Origin of the sequence: Gluconacetobacter sacchari, from assembly GCF_014174255.1 — a bacterium.
Taxonomy (GTDB): Bacteria; Pseudomonadota; Alphaproteobacteria; order Acetobacterales; family Acetobacteraceae; genus Gluconacetobacter; species Gluconacetobacter sacchari.
In genome coordinates, this window is sequence record NZ_JABEQJ010000008.1 from 25097 (window position 1) to 36903 (window position 11807).

General features: G+C 64.0%; 9 protein-coding genes. 4 read left to right on the forward strand and 5 right to left on the reverse strand.

Going from position 1 to position 11807, the window contains the following annotated elements; translation table 11 throughout:
- Nucleotides 1–58 precede the first annotated feature (58 nt).
- The 4 genes from HLH48_RS07750 (at nucleotide 59) to HLH48_RS07765 (ending at nucleotide 8655) form a co-directional block, all read left to right on the forward strand.
- Nucleotides 59–2458 carry a TonB-dependent receptor gene (locus HLH48_RS07750; RefSeq protein ID WP_182996930.1) on the forward strand — a complete coding sequence of 800 codons (2400 nt, stop codon included), beginning with the start codon at nucleotides 59–61 and terminating at the stop codon, nucleotides 2456–2458.
- Nucleotides 2459–2465: 7 nt separating this feature from the next.
- The gene (locus HLH48_RS07755) at nucleotides 2466–4487 is read left to right on the forward strand and encodes a phosphocholine-specific phospholipase C (protein ID WP_182996931.1); all 2022 of its coding nucleotides are present in this window, start codon (nucleotides 2466–2468) and stop codon (nucleotides 4485–4487) included.
- Nucleotides 4488–4645: 158 nt separating this feature from the next.
- Complete coding sequence (locus HLH48_RS07760; RefSeq protein WP_182996932.1) at nucleotides 4646–6085, forward strand: diguanylate cyclase domain-containing protein; 1440 nt, start codon at nucleotides 4646–4648, stop codon at nucleotides 6083–6085.
- A 383-nt stretch (nucleotides 6086–6468) separates the two neighbouring features.
- Nucleotides 6469–8655, forward strand: a complete 2187-nt coding sequence (locus HLH48_RS07765; protein ID WP_182996933.1) for a TonB-dependent receptor — start codon at nucleotides 6469–6471, stop codon at nucleotides 8653–8655.
- 15 nt (nucleotides 8656–8670) lie between these two features.
- Here HLH48_RS07765 and HLH48_RS07770 read toward each other — a convergent pair whose 3' ends face one another.
- The 5 genes from HLH48_RS07770 to HLH48_RS07790 are packed head-to-tail and all read right to left on the reverse strand — an operon-like array spanning nucleotide 8671 to nucleotide 11789.
- Nucleotides 8671–8910: a hypothetical protein gene (locus HLH48_RS07770; protein WP_182996934.1), complete on the reverse strand. Its 240-nt coding sequence runs from the start codon at nucleotides 8908–8910 to the stop codon at nucleotides 8671–8673.
- Complete coding sequence (locus HLH48_RS07775) at nucleotides 8903–9391, reverse strand: hypothetical protein (protein ID WP_182996935.1); 489 nt, start codon at nucleotides 9389–9391, stop codon at nucleotides 8903–8905. Before HLH48_RS07775 ends, HLH48_RS07770 begins: the two co-directional genes overlap by 8 nt.
- Nucleotides 9388–9777 carry a hypothetical protein gene (locus HLH48_RS07780; protein ID WP_182996936.1) on the reverse strand — a complete coding sequence of 130 codons (390 nt, stop codon included), beginning with the start codon at nucleotides 9775–9777 and terminating at the stop codon, nucleotides 9388–9390. Before HLH48_RS07780 ends, HLH48_RS07775 begins: the two co-directional genes overlap by 4 nt.
- Before the next feature lie 18 nt (nucleotides 9778–9795).
- A complete protein-coding gene (locus HLH48_RS07785) occupies nucleotides 9796–11175 on the reverse strand; it encodes a hypothetical protein (RefSeq protein WP_182996937.1) in 1380 nt (459 codons plus the stop codon).
- Nucleotides 11172–11789, reverse strand: a complete 618-nt coding sequence (locus tag HLH48_RS07790) for a hypothetical protein (protein WP_182996938.1) — start codon at nucleotides 11787–11789, stop codon at nucleotides 11172–11174. Before HLH48_RS07790 ends, HLH48_RS07785 begins: the two co-directional genes overlap by 4 nt.
- Nucleotides 11790–11807 lie beyond the last annotated feature (18 nt).

An 11807-nucleotide genomic window follows, 5' to 3' on the forward strand; every position in this document is an offset into this window, starting at 1 on the left:
CCATACGCCCGGAGCGACGTCGTGGCGACGCGTGGCAACATATTTAGGACGGAGCGACATGAACAGAAGCGCGGCCCTTTTTCTGACGACCTGCCTTACCGCCGTCATGATCCATCACGGCGCGGTCGCGGCCACGGCGCACCATACGCACAGCGCGCGCCAAGCCTCGCCGCAGGCGGTGCCGGCGGCGGCCTCGGCCCCCGTGCCGGTTCGCGCGCGGGCCGTGGCGCCGGCGGCGCATGTCGCGAGCGGGGACGAGGCGATCGTCGTGCTGGGCGCGGGTGCCGCGCGCGAGACGCAGACCGTGTCGCATCTGGCGATCCAGCAATATGTGCCGGGCACCAGCCCCTTCAAGGCGCTTTCGAAGCTGCCGGGTGTCATGTTCACCACGTCGGACCCGCTGGGCTCCTACGAATGGTCGCAGCAGATCATCATCCGCGGGTTCGACCAGAGCCGGCTGGGCTTTACGATGGACGGGATTCCGCTGGGCAATCTCGCCTATGCCAACGATAACGGCCTGTCCATCGGGCGCGCGTTGCAGACCGAGAATAACGGCCGCGCGACGCTGACCCAGGGCGCGGGCTCGCTGGGGGTCGCGGCCTCGAACAATCTGGGCGGCGCGCTGGAATTCACCTCGATCGACCCGACCGAGAAGTTCGGCGTGGATGTCGCGGGTACGGTCGGCTCGTCGGGGACGTGGCGCACCTTCATGCGCGTCAACAGCGGCGTGCTGCCGGGCGGCGGGAAACTGTACGTTTCCTACGATTACCAGGATGCCAACAAGTGGAAGGGCGACGGCGTGCAGCAGCAGCAGCAGGCCAATGCCAAATTCGTCCAGCCGCTGGGCGACAAGGTGAAGCTGACGCTGTTCGGCGACTGGTCGAAGCGGGCGGAGAACGATTATCAGGACCTGTCGCTGGCGACGATCCATCAATATGGATACCGGGTGGACAACATCACCGGAAATTATGCGCTGGCGAAACAGATCGCGTATGACTACCAGCACGGCCTGCCGGGGCCGCCGGGCATCGGCACGACGAACTATGGCGATATCGGCGATTTCGTCTATTGGAATTCCGCCGGGCTTCGGCAGGATGCCATGGGTTACGGCAAGCTCGATTTCCAGATCAACGACCGGTTGAGGGGATTCGCGACCGTCTATGGCCACACCAACAGCGGCCAGGGCGTCTGGGCGACGCCGGACGTGCCCACGCCGGACGCGCTGGGCGGTTCGCCCATTTCGATCCGCACGACCGAATATGACATCCATCGCGAAGGCTTCATCGGCAGCCTGAGCTATCGGATCGCCCATCATACGATCGAGGGCGGGTTCTGGTTCGAGAACGACGATTTCGAGCAGGCACGCCGCTTCTACCCGCTTGGCCAGGACAATGTGCCGGGCAGCACGTACTGGTACAAGAACAACTGGTTCGCCACCCAGTGGCAGGGCGCGTTCAATACCAAGACCTATCAGGTCCATTTGCAGGATACCTGGCAGATCACGCCGGCCCTGAAGCTGAATTACGGCTTCCGGTCGCTGATCGCGGACAATGCGGCGCACCAGATCGGCAGCAATATCGGCGGCGTGAAGGGGCCGGACAGCTATCCGTCCGGGTCGATCCAGTCCAGCAACGGCTTCCTGCCGCAGGTCGGCGCGAATTACCGCGTCAACGCGCATAACGAGGTGTTTGCCGATTTCGCGCGCAACATGGCGGCGTTCGACAATTCCAATACCGGCGCGACCAGCCCGTTCGCCACGACGATCGCGGGATATGAGGCGATCAAGAACAAGCTCAAGCCGGAAATGGCCTATTCCGAGGAACTGGGTTATCGCTATCACGACCATAACATCCAGGCGTCGATCACCGGATATTATGTCGAGTTCCAGAATCGGCTGCTGAGCATCACCCAGGGGACGGGCGTGCAGGGCAACCCCTCGGCGCTGGCCAATGTCGGTGGCGTCACCACGCGCGGCGTCGACCTGGCCTTCAACTACCAGTTCGCCCGCAACTGGTCGATCTATGCGTCCTATGCCTTCAACGACTCGAAATATAACGACAATGTCGACAGTGGCGGCACGATCTACGCCACCAGGGGCAAGGATGTGGTGGCCATGCCGCGCAACCTGGCCAACGTGCAACTGGGCTATGATGACGGGTCGATCTGGGGCAACGTCAACATGCAGTACCAGGGCCGGCGCACCTATACCTATGAGAACGATGTGTGGGTGCCGGCGAACGACATCTTCAACCTGAGCGTGGGCTATCGCTTCCACAGCGACAACTGGGTGTTGCGCGGCGTCGATGCCCAGGTGAACGTGACCAACCTGTTCGACAAGCGCTATGCCGCCACCGTCGGCTCCAACGGGTTCGTGTTCTCCGACCCCTCGCGCACCTTCGCCACCTTGCAGGCCGGTGCGCCCCGCATGGTGTTCTTTACCCTGCGCAAGCATTTCTGAGCCGGGGATGGAGGGTTCCCCCGGTCGCCGGCGCTTCCTGCAATGGAGCGCCGGCCTGGCGGCCGGGGCCGCGCTGCCCGACAACCTGCGCCGGGCCCTGGCGATTCCGCCGCATCGGGTGACCGGCACCATCGCCGACGTGGCGCATGTGGTGATCCTGATGCAGGAGAACCGGTCGTTCGATCATTATTTCGGCTGCCTGAACGGGGTGCGCGGCTTCGGCGACCCCAGGGCCGAACGGCAGCCGGATGGCAGTCCGGTCTTTGCCCAGCCGGACGGGAAGGGCGGGCGGGTGCTGCCGTTCCGCTTCGAGACCGACCATACCTCCAGCGCCTGCCTGGCCAGCCTCGACCATAGCTGGAAGGGCACGCAGGCGGCGTGGGACGACTGGAATATCTGGGTCGCGCGCAAGACGGCCATGACGATGGGCCATTTCACGCGCGCGGAGATCCCTTATTATTACGCGCTGGCCGACGCGTTTACGCTCTGCGACGCCTATCATGCCTCGATCTTCGGCCCGACCAATCCGAACCGGCTGTATTTCTTCAGCGGCACCAGCGGCCTGGCCGTGGGCGACCATGGGCGGCAGGTCGTCGAGAATGTCGATGACGGCAACTGGACGGCCGACATGGCACGGGATCGCGCGTCGTTCGCGCCGTTTCGTTGGACGACCTATCCCGAGCGATTGCAGGCGGCCGGGGTGTCGTGGCGGATCTATCAGGAATACGACAATTTCGGCGACAATCCGATTGCCTCGTTCGCCGCGTTCCGGGACCTGGACCGGCGGTCGTGGCAGTATCAGCGCGCGCGGAGCATCGTCGCGGGATCGACCCGCGCGACCATGAACGGCTCGGACGGGCGGTATCTTGTCGAGGCGTTCGAGCGGGATGTGGCGGGGGGCACCCTGCCGCAGGTGTCGTGGATCGTGCCGCCCACCGCGCTGTCGGAACATCCCGAGGCGCCGCCGGGCTATGGCGAACATCTGATTTCGCGCCTGATGGACGTTTTCGTGCGCCATCCCGCGGTCTGGGCGAAGACGGTCTTCATCCTGAATTACGATGAGAATGACGGGTTCTTCGACCATGTGCCGCCGCCCGTGCCGGCACTGGACGCGGCGGGCGGGGCCAGCACGGTGCCGGTGGCGGGCGAGGTGTACGCGGGCCAGCCGGTGGGGCTGGGCCCACGAGTGCCGGCGCTGCTGATCTCGCCCTGGAGCGCCGGCGGCTGGGTCAATTCGCAGGTCTTCGACCATACGTCCGTCCTGCGCTTCCTGGAGGCGCGGTTCGGGGTCGCGGCCCCGAACGTCACGCCCTGGCGGCGGGCGGTCTGCGGGGACCTGACCTCGGGCTTCGATTTCACGCGGCGGGACGCCGCGTGGCCGGCGACCCTGCCGGATACGGCGGCCTATCCGGACCGGACGCGGGCATCGTGCCGGCTGCCGCCGCCCGTGATTCCGGAGCGGCAGTCCCTTCCGCGCCAGGAGGCCGGACAACGCCCGGCGCGGCCCCTGCCGTACGAGGTCCATGCGGACCTGGAAACGGGCGGCGCCATCCGGCTGGCCTGCGCGGGGACGCAGGGAGCGGCCTTGCGGGTGCGCGACGCGCGGGGGGTGCGCCACTATACGATCGAGGCCGGGGACAGCCATGTCCTCGCGGCCGTCGGGCCGGTGTCTGTCCATGGGCCTAACGGTTTCTTTCGCGATTTCGCGCCCGGGAGCGGGCTTGCGGTCGCGCTGCGGGCGGGGCCGTCCCCGGACACGGTCGTGCTGCGGTTGGGTCATGAAGGCGCTGCCGCGCGCGCGGTTGCCGTCGCCGATGGCTATCGCGATCTCCGGCGGGAGGTCCTGGTGCCGCCGGGCGGGGCGGTGGAGGTCGCGATCGAGGTTGCCGGGAGCGACCATTGGTACGACCTGACGGTGGTGCCGGCCGAGGGAGGCGGCCCGCTTGCCCGGTTTGCCGGCCATCGTGAAACCGGGCGGCCCAGCCGTACCGACCCCGCCATCGGCGGCATGGCGGGGCCGCCCGCCTGACCCTGGGGCGGGGCCCGGATGAGACACGTGTGGAATGAAGTTTATTTCCGGCGCTTATCAGGATACTGATTGGCGGGGGCATTCCGTGCGAGGGGGGCTGGTTGGGCTGGAGACCTTATCGTTCCGCCGAGCGCAGGCGGGGCCTTGGCACGGCCGCCATGCTTGTGCTGGTCTTCGCGTTGAGTTGCATGGTCGCGCGCTTCTTCCTGACCGACGAACTGGGCTATTCGTCGTTCTGGCCGCCGAACGCGGCCATGCTGGTGGCCCTGCTGACCCTTCGCCCCCGGCTGGCGGCCGGGGTGCTGGTCGCGGGTCTGGCGATCAATTTCGCGATCAACGCCGTCGCGGGCGGATTGTCGCCGCCTGAGAGCTTCCTGGCCTGCGTGCTGAATGTGGTGCTGGCCCTGGTGGCCGCCCCGATGACGCGCCGCTTCTGCGGGGCGGCCACCGACCTGACGCGGCCGCGCCGTTTCGCGGCCTTCACGCTCATTGCCCTGCTGTCGGCGGCCATCGAGGCGGCGATCGGCGTCGCCATCGAATATGTGCTGATGGGCGACGGCACCCCGCCGTTCGGCGAATGGATGCAATGGGTGCTGTGCGATGCGCTGGGATTGCTGCTGGCCACGCCCGCCGTCATGCATCTGGTTCGCGCGCCGCGCCCGGAGCATGCGGCCTGGCAGGTCGGGAGGGGCACGCTGGTCTGGCTCCTGTCCTGCGTCGTGCTGACGATCGTGAGCTTTGCCTGGGCGCGCACGCCGCTGTTCCTGTTCCTTTACCCGGCGCTGGCGATGCTGGCCTTTCATGCCCGGCCGGTCTGGAGCCTGACGGCCGTCTTCTTCGTCTCCACCTTCGCGTCGGCCCTGACGGCGCATGGCTGGGGGCCGATCGCCCGCCTGTCGCCCGACGGCACCCTGATGCGCGAGAGCATGATGGAGCCGTACCTGTTCTCGCTGCTGATGGTCGTGCTGCCGATCAACAACGCGGTGGGGGAGAAGCGGCGCGATACGCGGCGGCTGATGGTCATGAAGGCCAATCTGGAATATGCTGCGACCCATGACATGCTGACATCGACCATGAACCGCCAGAAATTCGAGGCGATCCTGAGATCGGTGGTCGAATGGCCGCAGGCCGGCGCGGTGCTGTTCATCGATGTCGACGACTTCAAGGGGGTCAATGACAGTATGGGCCATCAGGCGGGGGATGAATTCCTCAAGGCCTTCAGCGATCGGCTGCGGGACCTGGTCCTGTGGCGCGGCGGGAGTGTCGGCCGTTTCGGCGGCGATGAATTCGCGGCCTTCGTGCCCGGCCGGTTTTCCCCGGAGGAACTCGATTCGTTCTGCGGCATGATGTCGCGGGCGCTGCGCGCGCCCTATTGCTTTGCCGGGATCATGCGCTCGGTCACGGCCAGTATCGGCGCGGTGACGATCGGGACCGGACGCATCACCGCCGACGAACTGATCCACCGGGCCGATACCGCCCTGTACGCGACCAAGGCGGCGGGTCGCGACGGTTATACGATCTTCACCGCGCCGGCCGCGGATCTCGTCGCGTTTTCAGCCGACGCGGCGCGGCGCGGCGCGGCGTCCGTGCAGCCATAGGCGGTTTGCGCGGGCTGGTGGCCGGGTTGCGATCGGCACCGCCCTGTCATGTCGAATCTGAAATGACGGGTGTCGCGTCCGTGCATGAAAACGGCCGGCCGGTTCCGTAACCTGACAGGGTGAACGATGCGTTGCTCTGTCATTCCGACTTGATAATGTTTGGTCTGCCGAGGCCTTGAACCGATGTCGCCCCAAGGGCGGAAGCGGGGCGGCGGGTTCCTGGTTATTGAACTCTCTAGTCGTATCAACGCGATATCGGGATGGCCGCTCTCCATTATGATGCGCCGCGCAATTCCGGTTGACAGAATGTTTCGAGACTATAACGTTAATCGGGTCCGTGCCCGATCCATGTCATGAACATCGATCCTGGAGTCCTCAGCAGAATGCGACGACTTGCACAGAACAAAAGCGTACGCTTCGCCTCGATGCTCTTCTCTTCAACGGTCATGGTGTCCGCGCTGACGGTCGGTCAGGTGGCGAGCGCCGCGTCGGCGAGCGACCCGCATCATCGGAAAGGGGCGAAGGCCGCGAAGTCGTCGGTCGCGGTGCCGGCGGCGGCCGTGCCGGCCGGTGGGGCAGCGCATCGGGCGGACGCGCGCGCGGCGCTGCATGTGCCGTCGGTGGGCGAGGATATCGCCATCTCCGCCCAGCGGCGTGCCCATGGCACGATGATTACCGTGGGGGCCAGCGCGATCGCGCGTGCGGTGGCGGGCACCAATCCGCTGAAGGTCCTGGCCCAGCAGCCTGGCGTGATGTTCCAGTCGGACGATCCGCAGGGTGTCGATACCTGGTCGACCCAGATCTACATGCACGGGTTCCTGCAGAACCAGATCAGCACCACGCTGGACGATATTCCGCTGGGGGAACTCACCTATCGCAACTATAACGGCCTGAATCCGATCCAGGCCATCAGCTCGGAGAATGTCGGCCGGCTGGACGTCTCGACCGGCGCGGGTGCGGAATCGGTCGCCAGTACCAACAATCTCGGCGGCTCCATCGAATATCATTCCTCCGATCCGAAGAGCCGGTACGGCGCCACGGTCGCGCAGACCTTCGGCAGCAACAACCTGTTCCATACCTTCGTCCGTCTCGACAGCGGCGAGCTGAACCGGTCGGGCACGAAATTCTATATATCCTACATGCGCAACAACACCGACAAGTGGAAGGCGGGCGGCAACCAGTTCTTCCAGCAGGTGAACGCGAAATTCGTCCAGCCGGTGGGGCAGGACAGCAGGATCTCGGCATTCTTCGATTTCAGCCAGTACATGCAATACAACTACCAGGATTATTCGCTGGATATCTGGAAGCATGGTGGAAACTATATCGACAACTACTATAACGGGAAGGCCAGCGGCTATCTGGCGGCCTATGCGGCGGCGCAGGGCCATTATCCGAGCTATCTGGACGGGATCACCGACAAGGCCGATGCCGCCTATTACGATGGTGCCTCGGCCTCGACCGACCTGTTCGGCGGCCTGACGGGCGATTTCCGCCTGACCGACCATGTGCGCTGGAAGACCAGCATCTATGGCCATGGCGACCAGCAATACAATACCTGGAGCAATCCGTTCTATCCCTCGCCGAACGGCGCGCCGATGTTCGAACAGGTGAAGCAGCCGAGCATCCAGCGCTTCGGCATCCTGTCCTCGGTGCAGTACGAGGTGGCGCACAACCATCTGGAAGCCGGGGTCTGGTACGAGAACAACAAGTTCGGATCGAGCATGTACGGCTATGAGCAGCCGCTGGTGGTCAACGGCGTCATCGAGGGGACGCCGATCAATACGCTGGGCAATTTCACGAAGCTGACGCCCTTCATGCAGTTGTTCGGGCAGACGATCAATACGAACACCTTTACCGCGTTCGTGCAGGACACCTACAACCCGCTGCCCAATGTCGCGCTTCATTTCGGCTTCAAGTCGCTGCTGAATACGTCGCGCGCGGGCGATGGCTATTACAATACCGCCTATTACGGGCCGGGGGCCGAGGCCGCCGGCACGCTGACGACCGCGCGGGCCTTTCTGCCCCATATCAGCGGCGACTGGCATTTCCTGAAACATCACGAGCTTTATTTCGATGTCGCGGAAAACGTGCATGCCTATCCGCAGGGGCAGTTCAAGACCGTGTCGTCGCCCTTCGCGGTGACGCAGGCCGCGTTCGACTATGCGCGCCCGACCCTGAAGCCCGAAAGCGACTGGGCCTATGCGGTCGGGTATCGCTATTCGGACCATTTCGTGGATGCCACGCTGCACGCCTATCATACGGATTTCTTCAACCGTCTTCAGCAGATCACATCGGGCAATATCGTGAATCCGGTCTCCACGGTGCTGAATGTCGGCGGGATCACGATGAATGGCGTCGATGCCGGCCTGACCTTGCGGCTGGTGCGCGGCCTTTCGCTGTATAACAGCATCAGTTGGAACCATTCGACCTATGACAACAATGTCACGACGCAGGGCGTGACCTATTACAGCAAGGGCTCGCAGGTCGTGGCTGAAGCGGGCCAACAGGTTTGGAACATGGGGACAGAGAATTTGGAACCCATTTTTGGGTGGCTGGTCCGCTCTAAATGAGCACTTAGGCGACGACTAAGAGCACTTTGCTGTGGGTCTGATTGTCACCATATACCGCGCGAAATCGCGGTCACGTTTGCACCGTTCGGCCAGAATGCGAGCGTCAATGCGCTCCGTTGCTCCCATGCCCTCCAGAACTGCGTCCAACCGTTCCATGGTGGCGTCATGATACGCATCGTCCAGGCACGACCGGTATCCGATCGTCACCATGACGTCCTCTACAGCCTTCAGCAGTTCGTAGAAGTCCTCATCCATATTGTGATTCCCCCTTTGAAATCCGGGCGCCGGCATCACGAGGGTCGGATGTTGTCTCAACCACACCCCGCGCCACAGTCAACGTGTCACTCTCTGCCAAACGGTTTGCGGGAGGATACGGATAAGGTGGCAGAGGCGGAAACTCCCGAGGCGGACGGCCCGCCTGGGCGTCCAACTCCTGGATTGTGAGCCGCGCCGAAATTGCCTGGGCATAGAGATCCTGCAACGCATCGTCCGACTGCCAGCGCTGACGCATCAGCTCGGCGACGCGGCCGGTCAGGTCGGACAGCAACGGCTCCAGCTTCGCTTCGCGTGCAGACGCGCGGTCTACCAGCGCCAGCGCCTGCCGACCTGCCGCTAACTGGGCGCGATCGTCGGCGATGCGTATCCCGGCCATTTTCGCGTACCATCCCCCGACGCCGCCCACCATCGTAGTAATGGCAACGCCATAGTCCGCCCAAACCTGCGCCAGACTGATCACGGAACTCCCGCCGCCTTCGGCGTAGCCGGCGGTGCAGCAGGGACTGGCCCGACCTTGGGCAGTGGCCGGGGCGGCTGATCGAGATTGCCCGCACCCGGATTAGCGTTGAGCCCGGCAGCCGCAACGATCGCCTGCAACGTATCCTGCAACCCGGCAATTGTGTCGATCGCTGTGGCCGGCACGGTGATCCCGTTGACCAGGCGCAAAAGGAATTGCGCGTCCGCACCGCCGACCTCCGGCGTGGCAGCTGCCAGCGCGGCCCGCAGATCGCGAATACGCTGCGCCACTGCGCCCGGGAACGGGCCGCCGGCCAGCGCCTGCTGGAGGATTGCGACCTGATCGGCGGTCAGCGTTGGGGAAGCCTGCGTCGTGTCTGTCGTCGTCACAAATAATCTCCTGTTGGGTTACGCTGCTTGGTTGAACAGGCCGCATGCCACGCCGCCGGCCTGGATCGCCTGCACGGTCGCGATCACGTCGGCCAGGGTGCTGGATGCGGTCAGCGCGGCCGGCAGGGTGGCCGGGGCATAGCCGGTCGCCCCGTTGAACGAGACGCCGCCCGTTGGGCTGATATGCAACGCTATCTGTCCGGTCGTCCGGTTGTAGACGCCAAGATCTTCGGCACCATTATGGGCGGTATCCTGCACCAGGAGATAACCGCCGGTCCCATCGGCACCGATCCCCAGCCCTAACGCACAATATTTCGACGCGCCGCCGGTCTGGGCTGCGAGTACCAATGACGCCGGATACTCGCCGTTGGCGCTGACGAGCGGATGATCGATCCACAGGCCATACGTGTCCCAGTCTCCGATATACCCGCCGTACATGAGCTTCGATCGGGCGTCGGTGTGCATATATGGCGTGCCGCCTCCGCCGCCGACCCGGAACCCGTATATAAATCCGTAATCCGCGCCGGCCTGGTTGCCGTCGTAGATATCGGACGTCCCGGATATCCCGGCGACAGACAGGCCGGCGGTCTGAGGATAACTGCGCGTTCCGGCCGGCCCTTTATAGTAGGCGATTTCATCGGCGCTGGGCGGCGTCGTCGCAGCGGCATAGCCAAACGATCCCGATCCGATTCCATCGATCACGCAGTCGTTGGCGCCCATCGCCCGCCCGAGCAGCGACATGCCGAACATCATGCCCGATCGCTTGGTGGGGTCGGTCGTGCATTGGCTGTAGCAGTGATTGTCGTAGGCAATAACGTGGTGGGGGCCCAAAATCTTCGCCCAGTCCATCGGCCCGGTCATCGTATAGACGGCCGAGAACTCGCTATAGGTGCCGTCGTCCAGCTTCCCGACGTCATAGATATTCTGGTTGATCCACAGCGCACCGGTACTGCCGATGACCGGCGTGGTTTTGCCCAGATCCTGATTGAGCAGCACCCCGACACCTACACTGCCGTAGGCGTTGCTGGTCAGCTGTTTGTCGATTGCCGACCATAGATATAGCTGGTCGTCAGCCGTGTAGCGCAGGGGGGTATTGCCGGTGGCGGAGTGCCACAGATAGAGATCGTCGCCGCCATTGGCAGACTGATCGCGTCCGAACTGCCACCCGCCCTGCCCGAACGAGATCGCGTTGCGGTTGGAGAGGCCTGACAGGTTTTCGAGCGTGACGGCGGCGCTCGTGGCGTCCTCGGTGGCAAACAATGCGTCCCACAGTGTGGTGCTCCACAACTGTCCGCTGACCACGTCCGCCTTGGCCTGCTGGATCTGGTTGAGCTGAGCGGCGCGGAGAGTGGCGCCAGCCGTGAAATTGATGACCAGATCGCCCGTTTGATTGGTCACGACGCCAATACCCCTTCCACCATCAAGGTGCCGATGAATCCATCGCCGCTCGCGATTGGGGCGCCAGTGCCGCCATTTTGCTTGGCAGCGCCGAGTGTCAGCGTATTGCCCTGCACAGTTCCGCTGACCCACGCATCATAATTCGCAGGTGATGTGATCACGTTGCCCAGCGAGTAGGCAGTCCCGAAGGCAAACGGCAGCGGGATATTCTTTCCCTGATAGACATTGATTTCTTTCCAGATCAGCCGGCACATGGTGCCGGTCTTGACCCAGATGATGCCGCTGGAGTCACCGTTTGCCGGTGATGTGCCGGTTGATGCAACCGGATAGCCGCTCAATGTGTCGACTGCCTCGCTCAAGGCCGCTTCGACCCCCTCCGCCCGATCTGTCTCGGATGCCACGGCTGCGGTGATCGCCTGGGCGAGTAGCGTATCGTCATCATCTTTCAACGCAATGCCGAAGGCCTTGATCGCGGCAGCCAGCGTGTTCTGAACTGCGTTGCGATCTTTGGCCAGCAACGCCGTGCCAGGAATACCATTGGGGATATCCCGATCCACATACTGCCGACGCCCTTGCGCATCGGTCACGTATCCCGCAGCAGACGTATAGTCCATTAGGTAGATCCTCTAGCG

Coding starts and splice junctions, on each gene's coding strand:
- HLH48_RS07750 (WP_182996930.1), top strand. CDS start 59: ATGAACAGAAGCGCGGCCCTTTTTCTGACGACCTGCCTTACCGCCGTC.
- HLH48_RS07755 (WP_182996931.1), top strand. CDS start 2,466: ATGGAGGGTTCCCCCGGTCGCCGGCGCTTCCTGCAATGGAGCGCCGGC.
- HLH48_RS07760 (WP_182996932.1), top strand. CDS start 4,646: ATGCTTGTGCTGGTCTTCGCGTTGAGTTGCATGGTCGCGCGCTTCTTC.
- HLH48_RS07790 (WP_182996938.1), bottom strand. CDS start 11,789: ATGGACTATACGTCTGCTGCGGGATACGTGACCGATGCGCAAGGGCGT.
- HLH48_RS07765 (WP_182996933.1), top strand. CDS start 6,469: ATGCGACGACTTGCACAGAACAAAAGCGTACGCTTCGCCTCGATGCTC.
- HLH48_RS07770 (WP_182996934.1), bottom strand. CDS start 8,910: ATGGATGAGGACTTCTACGAACTGCTGAAGGCTGTAGAGGACGTCATG.